Genomic DNA, 26,370 nt, shown 5'->3' on the forward strand with positions numbered 1-26,370 from the left:
GGCTCGGCGGTCGCCGCCGAGCCCGGCACCCTGGCGTACCCGCGTCCGGACCTGACGATGAGGACTGTGACCATGGACGACACCATCCTCGAGATGCGTCGCATCACCAAGACCTTCCCCGGGGTGACCGCGCTGGAGGATGTCACCCTCGCGGTGCGCCGGGGTGAGATCCACGCCATCTGCGGCGAGAACGGCGCCGGCAAGTCCACCCTGATGAAGGTGCTCTCCGGCGTACACCCCTCCGGCTCGTACCACGGTGAGATCCTGTTCGACGGCGAGCCGATGCAGTTCCGTGGCATCCGTGACAGCGAGGCCAACGGCATCGTCATCATCCACCAGGAACTCGCGCTGGTGCCGTACCTGTCGATCGCCGAGAACATCTTCCTCGGCAACGAACGCCGGGGCCGCAGCGGGCTGATCGACTGGAACCGGGCCAACGCCGACGCGGCGGAGCTGCTCGCCTCGGTCGGGCTGGCCGAGAACCCGGTCACCCCGGTCATCCAGCTCGGCGTGGGCAAGCAGCAGCTGGTGGAGATCGCCAAGGCGCTGTCCAAGAAGGTGCGCCTGCTCATCCTGGACGAGCCGACCGCCGCACTCAACGACGTCGACTCGGCTCACCTGCTCGACCTGCTGCGTCAGCTCAAGAGCCGGGGCATCACCTGCATCATGATCTCCCACAAACTCAACGAGATCACCGCGATCGCCGACTCGACCACGGTCCTTCGGGACGGCCGTACGGTGGAGACCCTCGACATGAGCTCGGACGACGCGACCCAGCAGCGGATCATCCGGGGCATGGTCGGGCGGGACCTGGACAGCTTCTATCCGGACCGGGTGTCGTCCCCCGGCGAGGAGGTCCTCCGGATCGAGGACTGGACGGTCCGGCACCCGATCCAGGACCGGATGGTGGTCGAGGGCGTCGGCCTGTCGGTACGGGCCGGTGAGGTCGTCGGCATCGCGGGGCTCATGGGTGCGGGTCGGACCGAGCTGGCGATGAGTGTGTTCGGCCGGTCGTACGGCCGGGACATCACCGGCCGGTTGCTCGTGCACGGTCGGGAGGTGAACGCACGCACGGTGGCCGAGGCGATCGACAACGGCATCGCGTACGTCACCGAGGACCGCAAGCGGTACGGGCTGAACCTCATCGACGACGTCCGCCGGAACGTCTCGGCCGCCGCGCTGGACCGGTTGTCCCGACTGGGCTGGGTGAACGGCAACGAGGAGATCAAGGTCGCCGAGGCGAGCCGACGGGAGCTGAACATCAAGGCGCCCAGCGTCATGGCGGTGGTCGGCAAGCTCTCCGGCGGCAACCAGCAGAAGGTCGTGCTGTCGAAGTGGCTGTACACCGACCCGGACGTGCTGATCCTGGACGAACCGACGCGCGGGATCGACGTCGGCGCGAAGTACGAGATCTACACGATCATCAATCGGCTGGTGGCGGACGGTAAGGCGGTGATCGTCATCTCCTCCGAGCTGCCGGAGCTGCTCGGGATGTGCGACCGCATCTACACCCTCGCCGCCGGCCGGATCACCGGTGACGTGGCGGTGGGCGAGGCGACCCAGGAGAGCCTCATGGCGCTGATGACCAAGGACAAGGAGCTCGTCGGATGACCAGCATCAAGACCCCCTCGACGGAGCGCCGGACGCCCCCGGACAGCGCGCCGGCCGCCGCCCTGCACACCGGGACGAGCGATCTGCGGGCCCTGGTGTTGAACAATCTGCGGCAGAGCGGCATCTACGTCGCCCTGGTCGTCATCGTGGCGCTCTTCGCGATCCTGACCGACGGGGTGTCGCTGAGCCCTGGAAACATCACCAACATCGTCCTGCAGTACTCGTACATCCTGGTGCTCGCGATCGGCATGGTCGTCCTGATCATCGGTGGGCACATCGACCTGTCGGTGGGCTCGGTGGTCGCGCTGACCGGGGCGGTCTCCGCGGTCCTGGTGATCCAGCAGGGCTACCCGTGGTGGGTCGGCATCCTGGCCGCGCTCGCCGTCGGCGTGGCGGTGGGCGCCTGGCACGGCTTCTGGGTGGCGTACGCCGGGATTCCGGCCTTCATCGTGACGCTGGCCGGGATGCTGCTGTTCCGGGGCCTCACCCTGCGGGTGCTGGACAACATCTCGCTGTCGCCGTTCCCGGCCGAATACCAGCGTGTCGCCGCGGGGTTCCTCAACGGGCTGCTGGGCGGGCAGGGCTTCGACGCCTTCACGCTGCTCATCGGCGCGGTCGCCGTGGCCGGGTACGCGGTGAGCGTCTTCCGCACCCGCGTCGCGCGTATCCGGTACCAGCAGCCCGTCGAGTCGTTCCCGCTGTTCGTCGCGCGGGTCGTCATGGTCGGCGCGGTCATCATGTACTTCGCCTGGCAGTTGGCGCACGCCCGGGGGCTCCCGATCGTGCTGATCGTGCTCGCGGTCCTCGTCCTGGTCTACGGCCTGCTCACCCGGCGTACCGTCTTCGGTCGCCAGGTCTACGCGATCGGTGGCAACCTCTCGGCGGCGGCGCTGTCCGGGGTGAAGGTCCGCACCGTCAACTTCTGGATGTTCGTCAACATGGGCCTGCTGGCGGCCGTGGCCGGCGTCATCTACTCGTCGCGGTCCAACGGGGCCCAGCCCGCCGCCGGCAACATGTTCGAGCTGGACGCGATCGCCGCGGCCTTCATCGGTGGCGCGGCGGTCACCGGCGGGGTGGGCACCGTGGTGGGCGCGATGGTCGGCGGCCTGATCATGGCGGTCATGAGCAACGGCATGCAGTTGATGGGCGTCGACCAGTCGATGCAGTCGGTGGTGAAGGGGCTCGTCCTGCTCGTCGCCGTGGCCTTCGACGTCTACAACAAGCGACGTGCCGGCACGAGCCGCTGAAGATCGGTCAGCAGGCGGGCAGGTGACCGGGCCAATTCGGTCACCTGCCCGCGTCGTCGAATCGCTCAATGTCAGGTCGTAACGCCAGAACGCGTGCCCGATCCGGGCACAACCCGGGCAGTGGTGCGGCGACTGTGAGTCTCGCCACATCGATGTGCCGGTGCTAGACAGGAGGCAGACGCAACGGTGCCAGCCGAGGAGGTGCGGGATGCAGGCTCAGCAGCGCCGGCATCGAATCCTGGAGCTGGTCCGCGCCGAGGGCCAGGTGCTGGTCGCGAAGCTGGCCGTCGAGTTGGCGGCGGCCCCGGAGACCATTCGCCGGGACCTGCGCGTCCTTGAGGAACACGGGCTCGTGCGGCGTACCCACGGCGGTGCGTACCCGGTGGAGAGCGCGGGCTTCGAGAGCAGCCTGGCGGCCCGTACGACCCGGCGGGTGCACGACAAACGTCGGATCGCCGGTGCCGCCGTCGCTCTGCTTCAGGACGCCGAGACGGTGTTCATCGACGAGGGCTTCACCCCGCAGTTGATCGCCGAGGCGCTTCCCCGGGACCGTCGGTTGACCGTGATCACCGCGTCGCTGATCACTGCCGCCGGCCTGGCCACCGCCCCGATGATGACCGTCCTGGTGCTCGGCGGCAGGGTTCGTGGCCGGACGCTCGCCACGGTGGACCACTGGGCCGGCGACATGCTGGCCGGCTTCGTCATCGATCTGGCCTTCGTCGGCGCGAACGGGATCAGTCGCGACCACGGCCTGACCACACCCGATCCCGCCGTGGCCCACGTCAAGTCCCGGGCCATGCGGGCCGCCCGGCGCAGGGTCTTCGTGGGCCTGCACACCAAGTTCGGCGCGAACAGTTTCTGCCGCTTCGCGGACATCGCCGACCTGGAAGCCATCGTCACCGACGCGCACCTCGGTGCCGCCGAGGCGCACCGCTACTCCGTGCTGGGGCCGCAGGTCATCCGGGTCTGACTCCGGCACCCACCGCCACACCACCATCACCCGACTGCCATCTGGGAGGTTCGTTGTGCCTCATCGTGCCCATCGCGTCGCCATCGCCGTCCTGGCGGCCACGTCCACCGTCCTGGCAGCCGCCGGCTGCAGCGGGGCCGGCGGTGGTGGCGGGTCCGGCGGCGGAAAGACGATCAACGTGCTCATGGTCAACAACCCGCAGATGCTGGACATCCAGAAGCTGACGGCGGACAACTTCACCAAGCAGACCGGCATCACGGTCAACTACACGGTGCTGCCGGAGAACGACGTCCGCGACAAGATCAGTCAGGAGTTCTCCAGCCAGGCCGGCCAGTACGACGTCGCCACCATCAGCAACTTCGAGGTGCCGTTCTATGCCAAGAACGGCTGGTTGACCCCGTTGGACGAGCACGTCGCCAAGGACAGCGCGTTCAACCAGGCCGACATCCTGAAGCCGATGACCACCTCCCTGACGGCGGCCGACGGCAAGCTGTACGCGGAGCCGTTCTATGGCGAGTCCTCGTTCCTCATGTACCGCAAGGACGTCTTCGCCGCCAAGGGCCTGACCATGCCGGAGAAGCCGACCTGGCAGCAGGTCGCCGACCTGGCCGCCAAGGCCGACGGGGCGCAGCCCGGCATGAAGGGCATCTGCCTGCGCGGGCAACCCGGCTGGGGCCAGCTCTTCGCGCCGCTGACCACGGTGGTGAACACCTTCGGTGGCACCTGGTTCACCAAGGACTGGCAGGCACAGGTGAACTCGCCGGAGTTCACCCGGGCCACCAACTTCTATGTGGACCTCGTCCGCAAGCACGGCGAGGCCGGCGCGCCGCAGGCCGGCTTCACCGAGTGCCTGAACAACTTCGTCCAGGGCAAGGTCGCCATGTGGTACGACGCGACCTCCGCGGCCGGCTCCATCGAGGCCAGTGGCTCACCGGTCGCCGGCAAGGCCGGCTACGCCCTGGCTCCGGTCGACAGGACGCCCAGCTCCGGTTGGCTCTACACCTGGGCCTGGGGCATCCAGAAGGCCAGTAAGAACGCGGACAACGCGTGGAAGTTCATCTCCTGGGCGTCCAGCTCCGAGTACGAGAAGTTGGTCGGCAGCCAGCTCGGCTGGGCCAAGGTGCCGGACGGCAAGCGCGCGTCGTTGTACGCCAACCCCCAGTACCAGCAGGCGGCGGCCGCGTTCTACCGGGTGACCGAGCAGGCCATCACCACCGCCGACCCGGGCAATCCCGGCGTGCAGGCCCGACCGGCGCCCGGCATCCAGTTCGTCGGCATACCGGAGTTCACCGACCTCGGCACGCAGGTCTCGCAGGGCGTCAGTTCGGCCATCGCCGGCCGTACCTCGGTCAACCAGGCGCTCGCCGACGGGCAGCGGCTGGCCGAGCAGGTCGCCGAGAAGTACCGCGGCAAGTGACCCCGTCGGTGGTGCCGGTCCCGCCGGGCGGAGCCGGCACCACCGCAGAAGTGGAGGCAGCGATGAGCGCTGTTGACCTACGTGCCGCGGCCGCGACCGGGACCGCACCGGCCCGCGGCCCGTCCGACGGGCGGCGGCAGTGGCAGCGGCAGCAGTGGATCCGCCGGGCACCGCTGATGCCGGCCCTGATCTTCACGATCGTGGTGACCCAGTTGCCGTTCGTGGCGACGCTGGTCATCTCGTTTCTGAACTGGAACTCGCTCTATCCCGACGAGCGGCGGTTCACCGGCCTGGACAACTACGCGGCGGTCGCCTCGGACCGGGTGCTGCGCGGCTCGGTGGTGACCACCATCCTGCTCACCGTCCTGGTTGTGATCATCAGCCTGGTGATCGGGCTGGGGCTGGCCCTGCTGCTGGACCGCTCCTTCCCGGGGCGTGGCGTCGTCCGGACCCTGATGATCGCCCCGTTCCTGGTGGTGCCGGTCGCCGCGGCGCTGCTGTGGAAACACGCGCTCTACAACCCGGAGTACGGCCTGTTCAACGGGATGCTCGCGGTCGTCGCGAACTGGTTCGGGGTGACCGCGCCGCAGCCGGACTGGATCTCGAACTTCCCGCTGCCGGCGGTGGTCGCCGCGCTGGTCTGGCAGTGGACGCCGTTCATGATGCTGATCCTGCTGGCCGGGTTGCAGAGCCGACCGCTGGACGCGCTGGAGGCGGCGCGGGTCGACGGTGCCGGGGCCTGGCAGGTCTTCCGCTACGTGACTCTGCCGCACCTGCGCCGCTACCTCGAACTGGGCGCGCTGCTCGGCTCGATCTACATCGTGCAGAACTTCGACGCCGTCTTCACGATCACCTCGGGTGGTCTCGGCACCGCCAACCTGCCGTACACCATCTACACCACCTTCTACCAGGCACACGACTACGGCCGCGCCTCGGCGGCAGGGGTGGTCGTGGTGCTCGGCTCGATCATCATCGCCACGTTCGCGTTGCGGGTGGTGCTGTCCCTGTTCCGGGAGGAGACGAAGCGATGACTGCCCCCGCTGTCGCCGTCCGACGACCACGCAGCCGCGGTGGAGCGCTGCTCGGCCTGCTCGCCTGGCTGCTCGGCCTGCTGTTCTTCGCACCGGTCGGCTGGATGGTGCTGACCTCGCTGCACAGCGAGACGGACGCGGCCCGTAACCCGCCCGCGTTCACCGCGTCGCTGACGCTCGACGGGTACCGAAACTTCTTCGGCGCCTCCAGCGGCGCCAGCCCCTGGCCGCCGATGCTCAACTCGGTCACCGCCAGCGTCGTGTCGACGCTGATCGTGCTCGCACTGGCCATTCCGGCGGCGTACGCGCTCGCGGTGAAGCCGGTCCGCAAGTGGACGGATGTGCTGTTCTTCTTCCTGTCCACCAAGATGCTGCCGGTGGTCGCCGCGCTGCTGCCGATCTACCTGATTGCCCAGACGGCCGGCCTGCTGGACAACATCTGGTTGCTGGTCATCCTGTACACCTCGATGAACCTGCCGATCGCGGTCTGGATGATGCGGTCGTTCCTGGCCGAGGTGCCGGTCGAGATCCTGGAGGCCGCCGCGCTCGACGGCGCCCGGCTGCCCGCCATCCTGCGGCGGGTCATCCTGCCGGTCACCGCCCCCGGGATCGCCGCGACGGCGCTGATCTGCTTCATCTTCAGCTGGAACGAGATGCTGTTCGCCCGGGTACTGACCGGCGTCGTGGCCGGCACCGCACCGGTCTTCCTCACCAGCTTCGTCACCAGCCAGGGCCTCTTCCTCGCCCAGGTGTGCGCCGCCGCGACCGCCATCTCACTGCCGGTGCTCGCGGCGGGGTTCGCCGCTCAGGACAAACTCGTGCAGGGACTGTCGTTGGGAGCCGTCAAGTGAGAGCTGCAGTGATCACCGCGCCGGGCAAGGTCGAGGTCACCACCGTCGAGGATCCCACCCCGGGTCGCCGTGAGGTGGTGGTACGTGTCGCCGCGTGCGGACTCTGCGGCACCGACCTGCACATCCTGCAGGGTGAGTTCGCGCCCACCCTGCCGGTCGTGCCCGGGCACGAGTTCGCCGGCGAGGTGGCGGCGGTCGGCACCGACGTCACCGAGCTGGCGGTGGGGGACCGGGTCGCGGTCGACCCCTCGCTGTACTGCCACGAGTGCCACTACTGCCGACTCGGCCGCAGCAACCTCTGCGAGCGCTGGGCCGCCATCGGGGTGACGGTCGCGGGCGGTGCCGCCGAGTACGCGGTCGCGCCGGTCGCCAACTGTGTACGGCTGCCCGAGCACGTCCGCACCGAGGACGCCGCCCTGATCGAGCCGCTGTCCTGCGCGGTGCGTGGCTACGACGTGCTGCGCTCCCAGCTCGGCGCACACGTGCTCATCTACGGCTCCGGCACGATGGGGCTGATGATGCTCCAACTCGCCAAGCGCACCGGTGCGGCCAGCGTCGACGTGCTGGACATCAACCCGGAGCGCCTGACGACCGCCCGTACCCTCGGTGTCTCCCGTACCGCAGCCAGCGCGGACGAGCTGGACGAGCCGCGCGGCTGGGATCTCGTGGTCGACGCGACCGGGAACGCCGTCGCGATCCAGGACGGCCTCGGCCGGGTCGGCAAGGGTGGCACGTTCCTGCAGTTCGGTGTCGCCGACTATGCCGCCCGCGCGGTCATCGAGCCGTACCGGATCTACAACCAGGAGATCACCATCACCGGCTCGATGGCCGTCCTGCACAGCTTCGAGCGCGCGGCGGATCTGTTCGCGCAGGGCGTGCTCGACCCGGAGGTCTTCATCAGTGACCGGCTGAGCCTGGATCGCTATCCCGAGGCGCTGGACCGCTTCGCCGCCGGCTCCGGACGCAAGATCCAGGTCCGCCCGTAGGGACGGTCCGCCTCCCCGAGGGCAGGGGAGGCGGACCGTCCGCGGCGCAGTGGATCAGTGGCAGTTGCCGGTGCCGCTGTCGTTGTAGGTCTGGCCGGCGACCGGCACGAACTGCCAGTCGTAGGTGTTGGCGTGCAGGGTGAACTTCAGGACCCCGAACGCCGAGTTGTTGCGCGCCTCGCTGTTCGGCTGGATGGTGCCGAAGTTGTAGTGGTCGGCGCCGCCCATCCCGGCGACGAAGCTGCGCATGCCCCGGCTGGAGTCGGACGCGCCGGCCGGGTTCATCGGCCCGAACCGCTCGTACACGTGGTTGTGGCCCCAGACCACGACGTCGGCGTTGTAGTCGTAGAGCGCCTGGTAGAGCGGGCGGGTCGACGTCGACGGCGCGTGGTTGGAGCTGGACGTGTAGAGCGGGTGGTGCCAGTAGGCCAGCGTGCACGGCTTGCTGCTGGCCGCCAGGTCCGCGCGCAGCCACTGCTCCTGGGTCGAGCCGGCCGACATGCTGATGTTCGAGTTCAGCGATACGACGTGCCAGTTGCCCAGGTCGTACGAGTAGTAGCCGCGACCGCTCGGGCCGGCCTGCGTACCGAAGTAGTTGTAGTAGCCGGTGGCGCCGGACGTGTTGTAGTCGTGGTTGCCCGGCGACGGGCGGGTACGCGCCAGGTGCCGGCCCCAGGTCGGGGCGTAGTAGCTGGCGAACTCGGACGCGGTGCCGTTGGGATAGACGTTGTCGCCGGTGGTGAAGACCGTGCCGGAGATGCCGTCGAGCAGCGCGGCGGTGGCGGTGTCACCGGAGGCCGAGTTGGCGATGTCGCCGACACCGACGAGGACCGGGTCCCCGGACGGCGGCGGCGTGCTGTCGGTCGTGATCACCAGTTGCGGGGCGTCCGCGCCGCTCTCGCGCGTGTCGTAGTAGGCCCCGTCGCCGCTGGCGGAGGTCGCGCCGAAGCTGTACGTGCCGTTACCGGTGACGGCGGACGTCACGTCGAGCTCGTACCAGGTGTTGCCGCTGACCGCGCCGATCGTGCCGAGCGTGGCCCCGTCGATGGTCGGCTGGTTGTTCCAGGTGGTGCCGGTCTCCGACCAGGTCGTGTTGGACATCCGTCGGAAGGTGCCGCCGGCGTCGCTGCCGCTGTTGCCGCTGATCGTGCGCAGCCGCAGCTTCGCGCTGGAGACCGTGCCGCTGACGCCGCTCACCGTGAAGCGCAGGAACGTGCGCCGCACCGGGGAGTTGTCGACCACGACCTGCGTCGACGTGCCGTAGTTGGTGGAAGCCGTGTCGTTCTGGACGTAGGTGTCGGCGACCGGCGTGAACGTCACGCTCGCCGCCGAGGCCGCGACCGAGCCGGTCAGCACGACGCCGGCGGTGGCGGCGACCAACACCGCGACCGCTCCCAGCGTCACCGGCGGGCGGGGAAATCGAATGTCCATCCAGGACCTCTTCTCTACGCGGGTATGGCGCGTGGAATGTAGGAAGGTCGATGAACCGACGGACTACGGCTGAATGAACGGTACGCGTTGACAGTGAAACATCTCGACGTTTTCACCGCGTTCATGCGTCGCATGCCCGACTGCAACCCGCAGTCCGTTGTGTCCCACTCGACTAGTCCGGACGATGGCTGACCGTCAGCCGCCGACACGAGGAGATGCGCGTGTACCTGTCGAGCGTCTCCCGACCGGCCTCGGCCGACCCGCCGACGCCCGGTCGGCCCGGTCGACGCTTCGCCCTGGTCAGCGGGAACGTCGTCGCCCTCGGCACGGTCAGTCTGATCACCGACGTGTCGGCCGAGATGGTGGCCGCGGTCCTGCCGCTCTACCTGGTGCTGGGCCTACAGCTCAGCCCGGTGGCCTTCGGCGTGCTGGACGGCGTCCACGCGGGCGCCACCGCGCTGCTGCGGGTCGTCGGCGGTTTCGTCGCCGACCGGTTCCGGCGACGCAAGCTGGTCGCCGGCGTCGGGTACGCGCTCTCGGCGGTCGCCAAGCTCGGTCTGCTGCTCGCCGGGCGATCGGTGCCGGTGATCGGGGCCGTCATCGCCGTCGACCGGCTCGGCAAGGGCGTACGCACCGCGCCGCGCGACGCGCTGATCACGCTCTCCACCCCACCCGAATCGTTGGGGCGAGCGTTCGGCGTACACCGGGCCATGGACAGTTTCGGCGCGTTCCTCGGGCCGCTGGCGGCGTTGGCGGTGCTGCTGGCCGTCGGGCAGTCCTACGACGCGGTCTTCGTCACCAGCTTCTGCATCGCCGCCCTGGCCGTCGTCATCCTCGTACTCTTCGTGCGTGAGCGCCCCGAGGGCGGGCCGCCGGACACTCCGGACGGACCGAAGGTCTCCGTACGCGAGGCGCTCGGTCTGCTGCGCGACCGCCCGGCGCGCCGGCTGGTGCTGGCCGCGGCGTTGCTCGGACTGGCCACGATCGGCGACGGCTTCGTCTATCTGCTGCTCCAGCGCCGGGAGGACCTCGGGCTGCGCTGGTTCCCGCTGCTCGCGGTGGGGACCAGCCTCGCCTACCTGGTCCTGGCCGCCCCGCTCGGTGTGCTCGCCGACCGGGTCGGCCGGCTGCCGGTGGTGATCGGCGGCTACCTGGCCCTCGGCGCGACCTACCTGCTGCTGTCCGGCCCGGTGCACGGCTGGCCGGTGCTCGCGCTGACGCTGGCGCTGTACGGCGGGTTCTACGCGGCCACCGACGGTGTGCTCATCGCGCTCGCCGGTCCGGTGCTGCCCGCTCGGGTGCGGACCACCGGCATCGCCCTCGTGCAGAGCGGGCAGGCGATGGCGTACCTCGTCTCCTCGGTCCTGTTCGGCCTCGCCTGGCAGCTGTGGGGTCCGGAGAACGCGGTCCGGGCCGCCGCGGTGGCCGTGGCCGTCGTCCTCCTCGGCACGGTGCCGCTGCTGGCCTCCCCGTCTCGTCTCGTCACCCGGAAGGTGCCCCGATGACCGCGATGTCGACCCGAGCGAAGCTCGGCGTGGTGGCCGCCTCGGCCGTGGTGCTGGCCGCCGTGGCGGTCGGCTACGCGGCCACGGCGGCGGAGCCCACCCGGACCCCGTCGTCCACCGCCGCAGGCGACCAGCCGGTGACCCTGACGGCCGGGCCACGCCTGCTGGCCCTCACCGACCGGTACGTCTCCTCCGTCGCCACCGCGGACCCCGCCGGGCCGCGCACGGTGTCCGGCCTGGAGTGCCTCCGGGTGTACGCCGCAGGCGGCACCGGTGTGTGCCTGAAGCCGGACACCCCCTGGACCTACCAGGTGGTCGTGCTCGACGCCGAGCTGCGCCCGACGCGCTCGCTGACTATTCCCGGCCTGCCCAACCGGGCCCGGGTCTCGGCCTCCGGTCGGATGGTCGCCTGGACGACCTTCGTCGGTGGCGACTCCTACACGAGCAGCGGCTTCTCCACCCGCACCGGGATCCTCGACACCGTCAGTGGCGCCACGGTGACCTCGCTCGAAGAGTTCGCCGTCCGGCGGGACGGTCGGGCCTACCGCAACGCCGACGTCAACTTCTGGGGCGTCACCTTCGCGGCCGACGACAACCGCTTCTACGCGACCATGTCGACGGGAGGCAAGCGGTACCTCGTCCGGGGCGACGTCGCCGCCCGGACCGTCGAGACGATGAAGGAGAACGTCGAGTGCCCGTCGCTGTCGCCGGACGGCACCCGGATCGCCTTCAAGGAGGCCGTCGGGGCCGACCCGACGAAGGGTTGGCGCCTGTCGGTCCTCGACCTGGCCACCATGCGGGTGACCGCGACGGCCGAGACCGCCAGCGTCGACGACCAGGCGGCCTGGTTGGACGACGCGACCCTGGCCTACACGCTGCGCAAGAGTGATGGTCAGCCCGATGTGTGGACGGTGCGGGCGGACGGCCCCGCCGCGCCGCGGCTGCTGATGCCCGGCGCCGAGTCCCCGGCACCGCTGCGCTGACCGCCCGACCCGCCGCCGGGTCAGGTCACCTGCCCGCCTTGGCGCGGACAGCATCCCGTCATGTCTGATTCCACGCCGCACCCATCGCCGTTCATTGAAGATCACGAAGGTATGGCTCATGACAAGGCTGAGCCGTCGCGTATTCGTCCTCAGTGGAATCGCCGCCGCCGGTGCCGCGGTGACACCCTGGCAGAGTGCCCGGGCCGCGGTGCCCTACCCCTTCAAACTCGGAATCGCGTCGGGTGATCCGGCACCCGACAGCGTCGTTCTGTGGACCCGGCTGGCGCCCTCGCCGCTCAACGCGGACGGGCAGGGCGGAATGGCCAACGCCGATGTGACCGTCGAGTGGCAGGTGTCGACCACCGAGCAGTTCACCTCGCTGGTCGCATCCGGCTCGGTTGCCGCCCGGTACGCCGACGCGCACTCGGTGCACGTGATCGCGGGCGGCCTGAACGCCGACTCCGACTACTACTACCGGTTCCGGGCCCAGGGCCACATCTCCCCGGTCGGGCGGACCCGGACCGCCCCGGCACCGGGCACCTTCGGTCGCGACCTGGTGATGGCCTTCGCCTCCTGCGCCCACTACGAGGCCGGCTACTACACCGCCTACCGGCGGATGGCCGAGGACAACCCCGGTCTGATCCTGCACCTCGGCGACTACATCTACGAGGGCGGCGTCGGTTCGTCCGGGGTACGGCAGCACGTCGGCGCCGAGATCGTGTCGTTGGCCGACTACCGCCGCCGGTACGCGCTCTACAAGTCGGACCCGGACCTGCAGGCCGCACACGCGGCGGCACCCTGGCTGGTGGTCCCCGACGACCACGAGGTGGAGAACAACTACGCCAACATGGTCCGCGCCGACAGCAGCCCGACGCTGACCGCCGCGCAGTGGACCGCCCGTCGCACCGCCGCGTACCGGGCGTACTACGAGAACATGCCGCTGCGGCCGACCGCCGCGCCGAGCGGCAACAGCATCCCGCTGTACCGCCGCGTCCGGTGGGGACAACTCGCCACCTTCCACATGCTCGACACCCGACAGTTCCGCGACGACCAGGCGTGCGGCGACGGCTGGAAGGTCTGCGGGGACGCCGATCTGGCCTCCCGCTCACTGACCGGTGCGGCGCAGGAATCCTGGTTGCTCGACGGGCTGGCGCAGCACTACGGCACCTGGGACATCCTCGGCCAGCAGGTCTTCTTCGCCCGGCAGTTCGACTCGACCGGTGCCGCGAGCATGGACGCCTGGGACGGCTACCGGGCCTCGCGCAGCCGGATCCAGAACGGCTGGCAGCAGCGTGCGGTGCGTAACCCGCTGGTCCTCACCGGGGACGTGCACCGGGCCTGGGCCAACGACCTCAAGGCCGACTACGCGAACCCGTCCTCGGCCACCATCGGCACCGAGCTGGTGTGCACCTCGATCAGCTCGACCGGTAACGGCAGCGGCAGCACCACGATCCCGAACGTGGCGACCAACCCGCACCTGAAGTTCTACTCGGACCGGCGTGGCTACGTCCGTACCACGATCGGCCGCAGCCAGGTCCGCGCGGACTTCCGCGCGGTCGACTCGGTGACCGAGCACGGCGCCGCGGCGTCCACGGTGCGCTCGTTCGTCATCCTCGACGGCCAGCCCGGCCTGCAGGCCGGGTAGAAGGAGAACCACCCATGACTGCATTCACCGCACTGCTCGCCGCGTCCATGCTGGTTCCGGGTGTGGCCGTCGCCGCGCCGAGGGCCATGACCGCCGAGGCGGTCACCTGGACCACCGCGAACAGCGTCGCCACCGGTGACCAGGACCGGCCCGCGATCGCCATGAACCGCAACGGTCAGGTCGCCGTCACGTGGGAGGACGACCGGGACAGCACCGCGCCCGAGGACGACCTGCACAGTGAGATCTGGCTGCGCCTGTTCCGCGACGGCGCGTCCGCCTACGAGCTCAAGCTTTCGACCGGCGGCACCAGCGGGGCCGCCTGGCGGCACATCAGCCCGGACGTGGGGCTCGACGACAAGGGCAACGCCGTGGTGGTCTGGGCCGCCGACGGCGACGGCAACGGCGTCTACAACATCCAGTACCGCGTGGTGTCACCCACCGGCGCGGTGCTCGGCTCGGGGCAGGCCAACGCCAGCGACGCCGGGCAGCAGATCGTCCCGAGGGTCGCCGTCGATCCGGACGGCGCACCCACCACCGCCGCGGTCGGCTTCACGGTGGTCTGGGAGGACGTGCAGGGCACCGCCCCGGCGACCGTCAAGGCCGCCGGTTTCACCGCCCCCACCACCAAGGGGTACGAGGTGACCGCCTCGCAGACGACGGGCCAGCACCACCGCCCCGACGTGGCGGTGTCCGCCACCGGCGAGGCGCTGGTGGTCTGGGACGAGGACGCCGACGCGAACGGTTCGTACAACATCGGGCTGACCCGCCTGACCCGGTCGAACGGGGCGGTGGTGCTGTCCCGGCGGACGGCCAACGCGCAGAGCGGCGGCCAACAGCAACGCGCCTCGGTGGCGGCGACCTTCGCCGGTGACTTCACGGTCGGCTGGGAGTCCGACCACACCGGCACCCGGGGCGTCTGGACGCGCTCGTTCACCGCCGCCGGTACGCCCCGGCACGACGAGGTCCAGGTCTCCGGCGGTACGGGGGCCACCGCGCCCGGCGTCGGCATCGACGACCAGGGCAACGTGGTGGTGGGGTGGACCGTGACGGGCACCAACCCGGACGTCTGGGCGCGGGGTCTCAACCCGGACGGAACGTTCACCGGTCGGCTGGCGGCCCAGGCGCTCAGCCAGACCACGACGGGTCGGCAGGAGCAGTTGGCCATCGCCTCGTCGCCCTGGGGCGAGGTGAGCCTCTGCTACACCGACGACAACGACGGAAACACCTTCGACCAGGTGGTCCTCGGCCTCGGGGCGTCGAACTCCAGCTGGCTGATGACCGCCGAGGAGTTGCGCCAGCGTAAGGCGCGGGCCGCCGCCGCGGCGGGCTGAGTACGCCGGACCTGTGGTCCAAGGGCCACGTCCCGGTCTCGGGGCGTGGCCCTTGCTCGGCGCGTCATTCCACCCGTGCGGACCAGGTCAGCCGCTCGTGGAGGACGAGCATGGCGAGGAACGCGGTGAGCAGCCCGACCGCGGCCATCGCGGGCAGGGTGCGGGCGCCGGGCACCAGCAGGAGTATCGCGCCGATCGCGACGAGCTGACCCGCCGAGGCGTGCACGGTCAGCCGTAGGAACAGGAACCGCCCGATGAGATAGAGGGCCACCCCGCCGAAGAGCACGAGCGTCGCGGTCCACCCCAGCGCCGACCCGCCGCCGTGTTCCGGCCCTGGCTGGCCGGACACCCGGGCGAGGACCAGGTGGATGCCGAGCGCGAAGTAGACCACGCCGGCGATCAGCGGCAGGTGTGCCAGCGTGTACGCGTCCGAGGCCAACTGCTGGCGACGCCGCGTGTGTCGAGGTGCCGCGATCAGTGCCTCGGTGGCGGCCGGCGCGACGCCCACGAAGTAGAGCCACCACAGACACGTCGTGGCGGCGAAGCCGAAGACCGCCGCCATCAGCACCGGCCACCTGAGGGTCGCCGACGTGGCACCCGCGCCCGCGGAGAGCAGCGACTCGCCGAGCACGATGATCAGCACCAGACCGTGGCGTTCGGCGAAGTGCGTGCCGCTGCGTACCTCTCCGAAGCTGGCGGCGGTGACGATCCGGCCGCCGCCGTAGTCGACGAGGAACGCCACGGTCCACAGCGCGGTCTGCGCGGTCCCGCCGAGCACGGCACCGACGAGCAGTGGTACCCAGGCGAGGGTGGTCGTCACCGCGAAGCGCCACACCTGCCTGCGGTACCGGGGGTTGCCGACCGACGAGTGCAGCATGAGGGCGAGGTGCAACGCCCGTACCACGGCGTAGGCGACGGCCAGGGTGAGCGCCGGGTTCACCACCGCACCCTCGCGTTGCCAGGCGTCCGGGATCACCAGGGCGGCCACGAAGATGGCGGCCATCGCCACGGTCATCCCGGCCCGGACCAGACCGACGTCCGCCCGGACCAGGCTGCCCAGCCAGGTGTAGCAGCTCCACGCGTACCAGAACCAGAGCAGGAGCAGCAGACCCTGGTAGAGCGTGAGGGGCCGGAGTGATTCGGCCATGAATCCGATGAGCCGGGTCAGCGCGAAGACCAGGACCAGGTCGAAGAAGATCTCGAAGGTCGTCGCCCGGTGCGCCTCCTGCACCAGCACCGGCCGGGACCGAAGGACGCGGCTCATCGGCTCATCTTCGCCTGGTCAGCGCCGGGGGGGCCGGCCAACGCGCCAACCCGGCGGTCGCGGGTGTACGTAGAAAACTTTCGATGCGGTGGTTGACTTCGATGGATTGTGACACAACAATCACCGTCAATATTTATATTCATCTCTTTCATCTTCCTGTCAGAGAGGAGGCACCCATGGCGGCTCTGCGAGGCGAGGTGTCGTGGTTCTGCTGCGGCAGCGCCTGGGGTCCCTGCGGTACGGCCGGAGGCGGCGCCTGTGGCACCTGCCGGTCGGGCAACTACCAGCACGCCTGGCCGAACACCTCGGACGCGTGCCTGGCCATCACCCGTCCGGACCGGTGCGGAGTGACCGGGATGAGCCGACGCGGCTGCGGCTTCCGGCACTACACCACGAACCTGTGCAACGGGGCCCGGGTTGGCACCACGATCGCCGACTGCGGCCCACAGACCGACCTGTTCTGTGGCGAGAGCACCTGCTGCGGCTCGGCCTGTGGCAGCAATCGGATCATCGATCTGACGCCCGCCGCGTACAGCGCGATCGCCAGTCTCTCCGCGGGGCTGCGGCCCTGCTCCGTCGACACGGTCTGAAACGGAGAGTGCCAGATGAACCAGACCATCGATCGCCGACGACTGCTCGCCACCGCGGCGCTCGGCGGTGTTGTCGGAGCCACCGGCCTCGGCTCGCTCGCTCCGGAGGCAGCCTTCGCCGCCGAACCCACGATCATCGATCCGGGCGCGCCGGATCCGAACTTCGCGGAGGGCCGGATCAGCAAGATCTCCGGCAACATGCTGCTGGTCACCGGATCGGACACCGTGCTGCACTCGATCCGGATCACCGACGGCACGAGCCTCTGGAAGCTGCACCCCACCACGTTCGACAAGGTGGCCGTCGGCGACGGGCTCTACGCCCGCGGCGTCCGCCTGCCCGACGGCACGCTCGCCGCGGACTCCGTCTGGGTCAACATCGTCAACCTGCACGCGCACATCGCCGCCGTCGGTCGCAACGTGCTGCACCTCGACCACCAGGGCCGGCGGATCGTCGCGCACGTCGTACCGGACCGGTCGGCCGCGGTCTACAACGGCACCCCGGCCGTGAGTGACCTGTCGCTGCTGCGGGTCGGCCGGCACGTCCAGGTGCTCGGCGCCTGGCATCCGGACACCAACGAGATCGACATCGCCACCGTCTACGCCGCCGCCTGACGGGAGCCCTCCGGGCGGCGCGACGCCACGCCGTCCGGAGGGTCACCGCCACGACATCCGAGGGGAGAATCCGTGATCAATCTGATTGCCGCGCTGCAACCGCTGGTCGTGGGCGCGGTGCTGATCTGGTCGGCCCGCGTCAAGCTCGTCAGCCCGCACGCCGCCCAGGCCGCCAACCGGTCCGCGCTCGCCGGACTGGTCGGGCAGCGGCGGGCGCTGCCCGCGTACCGGCTGCTGGGCGGCGTCGAGGTGACCATCGGCGCGCTGCTCCTGCTGCCACCCGTCCTGCGCGCGGAGGCGCTGGCCGCGACCGCGCTTGCCGTCGCCTTCCTCGGCTACCTCGGCTACGCCCGCCGGGCCGCCCCGACCTCCTCCTGCGGCTGCCTGAGCGCTCGCGCGACCCCGGTGTCCGGCCGCAGCCTCGCCCGGGCCGGGTTCCTGGCGGCGGCGAGCGGGCTGGCCCTGCTCACCACCGGTGGCTGGCTGCCCGCCCTGCTCGGGCACCCGGTCGCCGGCGGGGCCGTGCTGCTCGCCGAACTGGCCGTGGTGGTGGCACTCTCCCCGGAGCTCGACCACTCCTGGCTGCTGCCACTGCGCCGGTTGCGAGCCCGGCTGACCCATCCGTTGCGCGGCGGCTCCGGCGTGCCACTGCTCGCCACCGTGCAGCAACTCCAGCTCAGCGACGCCTACCGGCGGGTGGCGCCGCTGCTGCGCTCCGACGTGCGGGAGCACTGGGACGACGGCGACTGGCGCTTCGTCGGACACGCCGCGCGTTTTCAGGGCCGGTTGGTGACGGCGGTGTTCGCCGTGCCGCTGGTCGACCGCGAACCCGATGCGGTGCGGGTCGCCGTGGTCGACGACGCCACCGGTCACACCCTGCTGAGTCTCGCCGGCACGCCACCGGCGACCGGTCCCCAACTCTCCATCGTCCCGGCCTGAACGCACGTCCAGTCATGAGGAGTGGTGCAGATGCTACGAACCTTCCACCGGGGTCGGCTCCTGCTCGGCGGCGTGCTCGCCGTGACCGCCGCGCTCGCCGGCCAGGGTGTGGGCACAACACCGGCCGCCGCAGCGCCGGCCGGGACGCTGGCCGCCGCGTTCGACAGCGCCGCCGAACGGTACGACGTACCCCGCGACCTACTGGTGGCGCTGGGGTACGCCGAGTCCCGGCTGGACATGCACGGTGGTGCGCCGAGTGCCGCAGGCGGGTACGGACTCATGCACCTGGCGCACAACCCGCAGGTGCGGACCCTGGACGAGGCGGCCGAACTCACCCGGCTCAACCCGCTCGCGCTGCGTACCGAACCGGCCGCGAACGTCCTCGGGGCGGCCGCCGTGCTGCGCTCGTACGCCGATCAGGCCGGCCTCGTCGGCGCGGCGCGGGACGACGTGAACGGCTGGTATCTGCCGGTCGTGCGGTACGGCGGCGCCAGCGACCCGTCGGTCGCGCGGCTCTACGGGGACACCGTCTACGACCTGCTGCGCGCCGGATTCGACGCGGGAAGCGGTGCGGCGGTCACCGCCCGACCGGTCGCGCCGCGCCGAGGCGACCTGGAACGGGTCGCCCCGCCCGGCGGGATGGGCACGCTCAGCACCGACTACGGGCCGGCCGCCTGGGCACCGGCCAGTACGAGCAACTACACCGTGGCCAGCCGGCCGGGTAGCCACCCGATCACCCGCATCGTCATCCACATGACGCAGGGCTCGTACGCCGGCTCGATCAGCTGGTTCCAGAACCCGACGGCCAAGGTGAGCGCGCACTACACCTTCCGATCCTCCGACGGAGCCGTCACCCAGTCGGTCCGCGAGAAGGACATCGCCTGGCACGCCGGCAACTGGACCTACAACACCGAGTCGATCGGCATCGAGCACGAGGGGTACGTCGACAATCCGGCCTGGTTCACCGACGCGATGTACCGCGCGTCCGCCGCGCTCACCCGCAGCCTCGCCACCAAGTACGGCATTCCCAAGGACCGGGCGCACATCATCGGGCACGTGGAGGTGCCCGGCGCCACCCACACCGACCCGGGCCCGAACTGGAACTGGACCTACTACCTGCAACTGGTCAACGGCAGCACCGGCATCGGTTCCGGCACGGTGAACACCGAGGCGTCCAGCCTGAACGTGCGCTCCGGCCCCGGCACCGGCTACGCGGTCGTCGGTTCGGTCGCCGACGGTGCCACCGTCGGCGTCTACTGCCAGGCCATCGGCAGCACGGTCACCGGCCCGTACGGCACGAGCGCCATCTGGGACCGGATCGGCACCAACCGCTACGTCTCCGACGCGTTCCTGCTGACCGGCTACGACGGCTACATTCCGGGCGTGCCGCGCTGCTGACCGAAGAGCAGATCGAGGTGGGCGTCCAGCGCGTCCAACGCCTGCTCGGCGGTGTACTGACCGCCGAGCAGGTAGACGCCCAACCCCTCCATGAGCGCCAGCAGGCCGGCCGCGGCGGCGTCCGGGTCCGGTGCGGGAAGGAGACTGGCGATGAACCCGGTCAGCTGCTCGGTACCCGTGCGCAGGCTGGGCGCGGCGGCCGGTCGTACCGCGGTGTAGGCCAGGAACGCCAGCGCCACCCGACCGTCGTCGCGGGTGCGTTGGTCGAGCGGCAACAGCGCCGCGATCATCGTGCGTAGCAGGAGTCGGGGAGCCGGGTCGGTGCCCAGTCGCGTCACCGCCTCGGTGACCCGGACCTGATTGCGCTCGCGGACCACGCTCAACGCGAACGCCATCATCTCGTCCTTGGTACGAAAGTAGTGCTGAACCATCCCGGCGGACACACCGGCCTGGGCAGCCACGTGACGGAGGCTGACGGCCTCCAGGCCCTGATCCGCGGCGACTCGCATCAACGCGTCCGCGATGAGCGTGCGTCGCTCCTGGTGATCGACCTTCTTGGGCATGGCCTCGATCGTTTCACAGTGGGTGACCCGGAGACCTCGCTGGCGAGGGCGGCGGGCGGCGGACGGTCTCGGTCGCGGGGGAGCCCTGTGCGCTGCGCAGGAGGCCGATCGGGTCGTCGGCGTAGATGCGCACCTCGTCGACCGGCTCGGTCCGTCCCCTCGGCAGGTCGAAGACCATCGGACGGCGCAGCCGGACGTCGACGCTGGTCTGGCTGCCGACCGCGATGTGCAGCACCCGTCGGTCCCCCTCCTGCTCGATCTGCACGGATCTGCTGGAGGGCAGCGAGCGGTAGCGCTTGTGCAGCGCCTCGACGTCCGTCCACGGGATCCAGAGGTCGATGCCCGCGCTCTGGCGCACCCGCAGGCCGGTGTCACCCACCACGTGCGGGTGGATCGTCATGCTCGCGTAGAGCCCGAGCATCCAGAGCAGGCCCCACACGCCGAGCACGAGCACGATCCAGCGGGCCGGCCGCCACGGCACCACGTTGCTGACGATGAGGTCGAAGATCGGGATTTCGACGGCGGACAGGGCGATGAAGATGCCGAGGATCGGCCTGACCACACCGAGGTAGCCGAACGGGTCGTCGCCCGGGGCCAACGACAGCGGCCGGCGTCGTGCCCACACGTACAGGCTGCGCCACATCGCACCCTCGGCGGCGGCGGCCCGGCGCAGCAGTGGGCCGACCTTCGCCCGGGGCGGGGCCTTCGTGTCGGTCATCGTCCGTCCTCAGGCTCGTACGCGGCGGCGCCCCGCACTCGGATGCAATACGACTGCATTGCACCTCACCCTAGCCTGTTTGGCAATACGACCGCAATGTGTCCGAGGGGTGGGCGAAGGCGTTGTCGGTGTCTGCCATGCTCGGGGCGATGACGACCGGCCGCCCCACCAGAGTCCGCACCCACCGGCGTGCCCGCAGCCGCACCGTCCGCATCCTCCTCGTGCTGGTCGCGGTCGCGGCCGTCGTCGCCGTCGCCTCGGTCGCCGTGCCGCTGCTGCGACCGGCGGGCCCGCGTCCGCTCTTCCAGCTCCCCGTCGCGTGTGGCGAGACGTGGCAGCTCAGCACCTACCCCGGGCACGACGACTACGACGTCGATCTGTTCCCCATCGAGGGTGAGGCGTGGGGGCGCCCGGTGCTCGCGTCGTACGCCGGCACGGTCACCGTGGCGGGCATCAACGGGTCGCTGGGCGGGCGTACGCCGGAGAACCCGGAAGGCCCTCGCGGCCGCGGCGGCGGTTACTGGGTGAAGATCGATCACGGCGGCAAGTGGGAGACCCAGTACCTGCACATGCTCGAACCGCCGCTGGTCCGGGTCGGTCAGCGGGTCGCGCAGGGTGAGCAGATCGGCCGGCTCGGCAGCACCGGCAACTCCGGTGCGCCACACCTGCACTACGAGCAGCGCCGGGGCTTCGACAAGGTCGAGACCTGGTTCGACGGAACACCGTCGGGCATCACCACCGACGAGCGCGAGCACATCGTGCGGCGTGCGAGCAACAACTGCGCTCCGGGCGTCCGCTGAGGACACCGGTGTTTGCCCGGGACGACTCGGGGCAAGTCTCTGTGCAGAGTTCAGACGCAGGGAGGAGTCGACGATGGTCAAGGGCGACATTGACACCTACCACGAGGACGGGCAGTGGAAGGTGCGTCCGGAAGGCAACGAGCGGGCGAGCAGCACGCACGACGCCAAGGCCGACGCGCAGGCGCAGGGCCGCGAGATGGCGGCTGACCGTGGTGTCGAGCACGTGATCAAGAAGCAGGACGGCACGATCGGGGACAAGGACACGTACCCGCGCAGCCGCGACCCACGGGACATCAAGGGCTGACGGCAGTTGGCGATGCTGCCCGGCCGTCTCGATGCGAGCGGCCGGGCAGCCCTCGGGAATCCTGACCGGGTACGGCTTCAGACCTGCCGGCGAGCCGGCGTGCCGCGCGTCCGCTGTCGACGGGCGAGATACCAGCCCACCAGGACGACCAGCACCAGCAGGGCCCCGATGCCGGCCGAGTAGGCCAGCCACACCGCCTTCGGGGACTTCCCGACCGTCATGGGCGCCGCGACCGGCAGGGTGATGCGGCCGTCCGCCGACCGTTCCACGATGCCGCTGGCGAGCACCACCTGCACGTCCCAGACTCCTGCGGGCAGGGTCTGGTTGACCTCGATACGGACCTGACCGCTCTGGCCTGGCAGGATCGTCACGCCGTTGGTGACCTTGAACGGCCCGGCTCGGACCGCCCCCTTGTTCAAGGACAGGCGCCCGGTCATGTCCAGCGCCCGCTCGCCGGTGTTGGTGACCTTCGCGGTCACCACCGGGAACACGCCGGTGCCACGCTCGGCGGCCAGGCCGTCGATGCGGAAGTCCGTCGGTGGGTCGCCGCCGGGACCGATGTCGAGGTAGACCCGGATGCCCACCCGGTGAACCTGCACGACGTTGCCACTCTGCTTCGTCGCGCTGCTCACCTGCGCCCAGATGGCACCGTACCGCTCACCCTTGGACGCGTTCTTCGGGACGGCGATCTCGACCTCGACCGGTTTCCGCTCGCCCGGCTCGAGTTCCAGAGCGGCGGTCTTCAGCCGTGTCCAACCGCTGAGCTCGTTGCCCGTACGGCCATCGGCGACGGTGAAGGTGTTGTTCTCGACCGACGCGGCCCCGGCGTACAGCTCGATCTTCTGCGTCTCCGGGGAGTCGTTGCGCACCTCGGCCCGGCGGCTGATCGTCGTGCCAGGCTTGAGGTGGTCGATGACATAGACGCGGGCGCGCGGATCTTCGGCCCGCTTGGCGGGGATGTCCAGCAGGCGGATGCTGATCGCGGCCGCCTCGTCCCCTGGCTCGTAGCGCTGCTCCCGCGCGGCAACGGCTGGTGCCGCTGACAGCCCGAGCGCTACGAGAGCGACCGAGGCCAGCAGCACCAGCCGGCCGAGCGGCTCAGACCACCGAATGTGTCACCGTCCCGGTGTAGACACCCTCGACGGTCCCGTCCGGCACGTTCACCACCAGCGTGGGGTTCCAGCTCGCGAAGTTGTTGCCGGTGCCACCCGTGTGACTGAACGCCGTCTTCGGGACGTTGATGATCGTCTGCTGGGCCGCGGTCGGCTGGCCCGGCGTGAAGGTGCCGCTGCCGGCCGTCCCGGTCGCGGGGCCGGACCAGTACAGGACGTTGATGGCCGGGATCGTCTCCCCGGAGGTGCCGCCGCCGGTGACGAAGTCGGTGGAGACGACGCTCGTGGTCCAGTTCGGAGTCAGCGACCCGCGCTGGTCCAGGACGGTGACCGGGCCCAGTTGTCCGGAGATCGTCGTGCCCTCGACGCCGTTTCCGATGTTCGCCGTGGCGGGCACCGTGATCGAGAGACCACCGGCGGCGTTGACGGTGAGGGTCACGATCGTTTCACCCGTGGTGTCCGCTGCGGCCGGGCCGGCGAGCGCGGCGGCTGCGGCGACGCCGGCCAGGCCGGCGGCGAGAAGTTTCCTTCGCATCAAGTCTCCTTCGTCATTGAAATCCCCCATGGGCTCCGGTTCAGAGACTATGCACGCAAAAGGCGCAGGAACGGAGAAATGCCCTATTGCACCACCGTCGAGGGGTCTACTCCCGGGCTGCGGGAGCCGGGCGTGGCGAAGATCATTGCTGGTGAGGAGGTTGCGCCGGGTAGCTTCCGAGCACGTGACCGCACACACAGCTCCGGTGAACGCCACCATCCGCGCACTGCGACCGGCCGACGTCCTCGCCGCTGTCGACCTGCTCGTGCTCGCCGCGGGTGGCGACAAACGGCACCGACTGCTCGACCAGTTGGCCCACACGGAACCCGGCGATCTGCACCACGCCGTCGTCGCCGAGCGGTCCGGCGTGATCGTCGGCGCGGGCAAACTCACCGCGGAGCCGGCCTTCCCTGGCACGATCTCCGCGCTGGTGGCCGTCGCCCAGGGCGACCGGGGGCAGGGGATCGGCACCGCGCTCGCCGCCGAGCTGGCCGGCTGGGCCGAGCGTCATCTCGGCCCGCAGCACGTGCTGACCAGCGCGATCCGCGATGATCTCGACGGTGGGAGGCGCTTCGCGCAGCGGTACGGCCTGGTGGTCACGCGGCACAGCGTCGGCTGGCGATTCGACCTCGCCGGGCATGGCGACGACCTCGCCACGCGTGCCACGCAGACCGCCGACGCCGCCGGCGTGCGGATCCGCCTCACCGAGATGCAGGCCGAGGAGCCGGTGATCTTCGAATGCATCGGCCGTACGGTGCAGGGCCTGCCGCTGCCCGGGGCCGAGGGCCAGGAGGTCGACCTCGCGCAGACCCGCCGGATGTTCCCGGACCACGCCACCGTGCTGCTGGCCGAACTGCGTGACGCGCCCGAGGCGACGCCGTGTGGGCTGACCGTGATCACCCCGCAGGCGGGCAGCGGCGACTGGTACACCGTCTACACCGGGGTCGCCGTCGAGCAGCGCGGACGGGGCGTGGCGGTCGCGTTGAAGGCCGCTGCCCTGAAGGCGGCGCACGACGCCGGTGCCGGGGCCGTGACCACCCACAACGACGATGGCAACGAACCGATCCTGCGGGCGAACCGGGCCTTCGGGATGCAGCCGAGCGTGGGCTACTGGAGCCTGACCCGCCCCGTCGGCTGACGGCGCTGGGTCAGGCCGGGACGACGTACGGGAACGTGTCGGCGCGGGCCGCCCTGGTCACGTCCGGGGTGAGCCCGGAGGTCATCGCGGTGTTCAGCACCAGGGCGAACATCACCTCGGGCGCGTTGTCGGCCATGGTGCGCCCGTTCCGGATCGCGAAGCCGTAGTTGGCCGCCGTTCCGACCTGGTACGACAGCACGTCCGGGTAGATCGCCCGGGCGACGCTCCGGCCGTACGCCTGCGGGTCCGGCGCGGTGCCGTTCGCCTTGACGACCCCGGCGACCGCCGAGGCGATCTCCTCGCCGTCCTCCGGGAGGTCCTTGCTGGGGTGCCGGAAGTTGGCCGGGTCGGTGAAGTCGGTGTCGTGGGGCCAGAAGATCGGCCACATCATCGGGTGCCCGGCGCGGTTGATCTGTCGCCACCCCCCGGCGTCGGTGGCGAGCATGGTGCGGCACCAGACGCCGATCTCGGTGCCGTCGCGCAGCAGCGGCTCGTCGTGCGACACCTCGAGGACGATCGACTCGACGGTGGTGCCGGCGAAGCTGTTCTTGGCCTTGTCGGCCCGCCACGCGGAGTGGTCCACCTTCGAACCGTTCTTGACCGCGCCGTTGATGGTCGCGAGCTGGTCGAGGTCGATGTAGAACGGGTCGGTGATCCGCCCGGCCCAGAGCCGGGCGTGACCACCGCTGGACACCTCGCCGGTCCGACCTTGGAGCACGGGGGTGCCCATCGCGCTGTCGTCGCGGGCATCGGCTCCGGTCAGCTCGTACAGCTCCAGCGTCTGCTTCGCCGCGCCGTCCGGCTCGCCGAACGCCACCCGGTAGACCAGTTCCTCCTGATCCGCGCCGTTGAAGTGAATCTTGAACTCGTAACGCGCCTCGGCGTGGAAACCACGCTTGATGTCGGCCTTCGTCACCGAGCTGTTGACGTCCATGACGAAGACGGTGGCGCGGTCGCCGCTGAAGACGTAAAGATCGTCGATGTAGAGCTGGCCGCCCTGGGCGGCGAGGGGGGTGTCGAGGTGGTGCGACATGCGTTTGCTCCCGAAATGCCGGACTTGTGGGTCAGTCCGAACATAGCGACAATCTGTCCACCTCTCACGCCATCGGCCGAGGATCAGCAGGGTTGGGGCAACGTCAGGTACATCCCCGCCGCACCGTGGTGTCCGCGCAACGAGCGGTACGCGGTCGCCGTCCGGGAGGCGTTCCAGGCCGGGACCAGCCCGACCGACTTCCCGGCGGAGCACTACGAGAGCGACTGGCCCAACCGTTTTCAGCCCGACGAGTTGAACCCGACGGGACGGCGCGGGCTCGGCCTCGACTGACCTCCCGGCACCAGCCGGTGGGCCGCCCGAGAAGTGTTCGGGCGGCCCACCGGGTGGTCGTGGTT

Annotated in this window: 26 protein-coding genes; 19 read left to right on the top strand and 7 right to left on the bottom strand. The window is 70.3% G+C overall.

The features are described 5' to 3' along the window. Window positions 1–72 precede the first annotated feature (72 nt). The 7 genes from mmsA to ACFQGL_RS08480 all read left to right on the top strand — a co-directional run bounded on the left by mmsA (window position 73) and on the right by ACFQGL_RS08480 (window position 8,113). Entirely contained in the window at window positions 73–1,611 is a 1,539-nt protein-coding gene (gene mmsA, locus ACFQGL_RS08450) for a multiple monosaccharide ABC transporter ATP-binding protein (protein ID WP_377507941.1), read from the top strand. Then, complete coding sequence (gene mmsB, locus ACFQGL_RS08455; RefSeq protein ID WP_377507944.1) at window positions 1,608–2,858, top strand: multiple monosaccharide ABC transporter permease; 1,251 nt, start codon at window positions 1,608–1,610, stop codon at window positions 2,856–2,858. The genes mmsA and mmsB overlap by 4 nt, the downstream gene beginning before the upstream one ends. A gap of 208 nt (window positions 2,859–3,066) precedes the next feature. Then, entirely contained in the window at window positions 3,067–3,828 is a 762-nt protein-coding gene (locus ACFQGL_RS08460) for a DeoR/GlpR family DNA-binding transcription regulator (protein WP_377507947.1), read from the top strand. Between the two features lie 55 nt (window positions 3,829–3,883). Then, window positions 3,884–5,245, top strand: coding sequence for an ABC transporter substrate-binding protein (locus tag ACFQGL_RS08465; RefSeq protein ID WP_377507950.1), 1,362 nt, complete (start codon window positions 3,884–3,886; stop codon window positions 5,243–5,245). 62 nt (window positions 5,246–5,307) lie between these two features. Then, entirely contained in the window at window positions 5,308–6,276 is a 969-nt protein-coding gene (locus tag ACFQGL_RS08470) for a carbohydrate ABC transporter permease (protein WP_377507953.1), read from the top strand. Further along, a complete protein-coding gene (locus ACFQGL_RS08475) occupies window positions 6,273–7,127 on the top strand; it encodes a carbohydrate ABC transporter permease (RefSeq protein WP_377507956.1) in 855 nt (284 codons plus the stop codon). The genes ACFQGL_RS08470 and ACFQGL_RS08475 overlap by 4 nt, the downstream gene beginning before the upstream one ends. Next, on the top strand, window positions 7,124–8,113 hold the full coding sequence (locus ACFQGL_RS08480; protein WP_377507959.1) for a zinc-dependent alcohol dehydrogenase family protein: 990 nt from the start codon (window positions 7,124–7,126) through the stop codon (window positions 8,111–8,113). The genes ACFQGL_RS08475 and ACFQGL_RS08480 overlap by 4 nt, the downstream gene beginning before the upstream one ends. 54 nt (window positions 8,114–8,167) lie before the next feature. On the opposite strand, the gene ACFQGL_RS08485 is transcribed toward ACFQGL_RS08480, so the two are convergent. After that, window positions 8,168–9,544, bottom strand: coding sequence for a CBM96 family carbohydrate-binding protein (locus tag ACFQGL_RS08485; protein ID WP_377507962.1), 1,377 nt, complete (start codon window positions 9,542–9,544; stop codon window positions 8,168–8,170). A 221-nt stretch (window positions 9,545–9,765) separates the two neighbouring features. Here ACFQGL_RS08485 and ACFQGL_RS08490 point away from each other — a divergent pair, with 221 nt between their 5' ends. The 4 genes from ACFQGL_RS08490 (at window position 9,766) to ACFQGL_RS08505 (ending at window position 15,008) form a co-directional block, all read left to right on the top strand. After that, window positions 9,766–11,049 (top strand): MFS transporter, encoded by a 1,284-nt coding sequence (locus tag ACFQGL_RS08490; protein ID WP_377507965.1) that lies wholly within the window; start codon window positions 9,766–9,768, stop codon window positions 11,047–11,049. After that, a complete protein-coding gene (locus tag ACFQGL_RS08495) occupies window positions 11,046–12,032 on the top strand; it encodes a TolB family protein (RefSeq protein WP_377507968.1) in 987 nt (328 codons plus the stop codon). The genes ACFQGL_RS08490 and ACFQGL_RS08495 overlap by 4 nt, the downstream gene beginning before the upstream one ends. 118 nt (window positions 12,033–12,150) lie before the next feature. Beyond that, window positions 12,151–13,677, top strand: coding sequence for an alkaline phosphatase D family protein (locus tag ACFQGL_RS08500; RefSeq protein ID WP_377507971.1), 1,527 nt, complete (start codon window positions 12,151–12,153; stop codon window positions 13,675–13,677). A gap of 14 nt (window positions 13,678–13,691) precedes the next feature. Beyond that, window positions 13,692–15,008: a hypothetical protein gene (locus tag ACFQGL_RS08505; protein WP_377507974.1), complete on the top strand. Its 1,317-nt coding sequence runs from the start codon at window positions 13,692–13,694 to the stop codon at window positions 15,006–15,008. Between the two features lie 64 nt (window positions 15,009–15,072). On the opposite strand, the gene ACFQGL_RS08510 is transcribed toward ACFQGL_RS08505, so the two are convergent. Beyond that, window positions 15,073–16,272, bottom strand: a complete 1,200-nt coding sequence (locus ACFQGL_RS08510) for a low temperature requirement protein A (protein WP_377507977.1) — start codon at window positions 16,270–16,272, stop codon at window positions 15,073–15,075. Window positions 16,273–16,448: 176 nt separating this feature from the next. Here ACFQGL_RS08510 and ACFQGL_RS08515 point away from each other — a divergent pair, with 176 nt between their 5' ends. From ACFQGL_RS08515 to ACFQGL_RS08530, 4 genes are all read left to right on the top strand, one after another. Further along, entirely contained in the window at window positions 16,449–16,862 is a 414-nt protein-coding gene (locus ACFQGL_RS08515) for an RlpA-like double-psi beta-barrel domain-containing protein (RefSeq protein WP_377507980.1), read from the top strand. A gap of 15 nt (window positions 16,863–16,877) precedes the next feature. Continuing rightward, window positions 16,878–17,474 (top strand): cell wall protein, encoded by a 597-nt coding sequence (locus ACFQGL_RS08520; RefSeq protein WP_377507983.1) that lies wholly within the window; start codon window positions 16,878–16,880, stop codon window positions 17,472–17,474. Between the two features lie 72 nt (window positions 17,475–17,546). Next, window positions 17,547–18,413, top strand: coding sequence for a MauE/DoxX family redox-associated membrane protein (locus ACFQGL_RS08525; RefSeq protein WP_377507986.1), 867 nt, complete (start codon window positions 17,547–17,549; stop codon window positions 18,411–18,413). A gap of 30 nt (window positions 18,414–18,443) precedes the next feature. Further along, complete coding sequence (locus ACFQGL_RS08530; RefSeq protein ID WP_377507988.1) at window positions 18,444–19,811, top strand: N-acetylmuramoyl-L-alanine amidase; 1,368 nt, start codon at window positions 18,444–18,446, stop codon at window positions 19,809–19,811. Here the strand turns inward: ACFQGL_RS08530 and ACFQGL_RS08535 are convergent. Further along, window positions 19,784–20,374, bottom strand: coding sequence for a TetR/AcrR family transcriptional regulator (locus tag ACFQGL_RS08535; RefSeq protein ID WP_377507990.1), 591 nt, complete (start codon window positions 20,372–20,374; stop codon window positions 19,784–19,786). The two genes, ACFQGL_RS08530 and ACFQGL_RS08535, sit on opposite strands and share 28 nt — an antisense overlap. Window positions 20,375–20,387: 13 nt before the next feature. Further along, entirely contained in the window at window positions 20,388–21,092 is a 705-nt protein-coding gene (locus ACFQGL_RS08540; protein WP_377507992.1) for a hypothetical protein, read from the bottom strand. A gap of 149 nt (window positions 21,093–21,241) precedes the next feature. Here ACFQGL_RS08540 and ACFQGL_RS08545 point away from each other — a divergent pair, with 149 nt between their 5' ends. Further along, a complete protein-coding gene (locus ACFQGL_RS08545) occupies window positions 21,242–21,892 on the top strand; it encodes a M23 family metallopeptidase (RefSeq protein WP_377507994.1) in 651 nt (216 codons plus the stop codon). Window positions 21,893–21,965: 73 nt separating this feature from the next. Continuing rightward, on the top strand, window positions 21,966–22,196 hold the full coding sequence (locus tag ACFQGL_RS08550; RefSeq protein WP_377507996.1) for a DUF2188 domain-containing protein: 231 nt from the start codon (window positions 21,966–21,968) through the stop codon (window positions 22,194–22,196). A 77-nt stretch (window positions 22,197–22,273) separates the two neighbouring features. On the opposite strand, the gene ACFQGL_RS08555 is transcribed toward ACFQGL_RS08550, so the two are convergent. Together ACFQGL_RS08555 and ACFQGL_RS08560 are read right to left on the bottom strand one after the other, a co-directional pair. After that, window positions 22,274–23,278, bottom strand: a complete 1,005-nt coding sequence (locus ACFQGL_RS08555; RefSeq protein ID WP_377507998.1) for a hypothetical protein — start codon at window positions 23,276–23,278, stop codon at window positions 22,274–22,276. 16 nt (window positions 23,279–23,294) lie between these two features. Next, window positions 23,295–23,843 (bottom strand): hypothetical protein, encoded by a 549-nt coding sequence (locus ACFQGL_RS08560; protein ID WP_377508000.1) that lies wholly within the window; start codon window positions 23,841–23,843, stop codon window positions 23,295–23,297. A gap of 184 nt (window positions 23,844–24,027) precedes the next feature. Between ACFQGL_RS08560 and ACFQGL_RS08565 the strand changes: the two genes are divergently transcribed. Further along, window positions 24,028–24,981 (top strand): GNAT family N-acetyltransferase, encoded by a 954-nt coding sequence (locus tag ACFQGL_RS08565; RefSeq protein WP_377508003.1) that lies wholly within the window; start codon window positions 24,028–24,030, stop codon window positions 24,979–24,981. 10 nt (window positions 24,982–24,991) lie between these two features. On the opposite strand, the gene ACFQGL_RS08570 is transcribed toward ACFQGL_RS08565, so the two are convergent. Then, window positions 24,992–26,014: a DUF4331 family protein gene (locus ACFQGL_RS08570; protein WP_377508006.1), complete on the bottom strand. Its 1,023-nt coding sequence runs from the start codon at window positions 26,012–26,014 to the stop codon at window positions 24,992–24,994. A 15-nt stretch (window positions 26,015–26,029) separates the two neighbouring features. Here ACFQGL_RS08570 and ACFQGL_RS08575 point away from each other — a divergent pair, with 15 nt between their 5' ends. Next, complete coding sequence (locus tag ACFQGL_RS08575; protein ID WP_377508009.1) at window positions 26,030–26,305, top strand: YbiU family protein; 276 nt, start codon at window positions 26,030–26,032, stop codon at window positions 26,303–26,305. The last annotated feature ends 65 nt before the right edge of the window (window positions 26,306–26,370 follow it).

This window comes from Micromonospora vulcania (genome assembly GCF_042658605.1).
GTDB classification, from domain to species: Bacteria; Actinomycetota; Actinomycetes; order Mycobacteriales; family Micromonosporaceae; genus Micromonospora; species Micromonospora vulcania.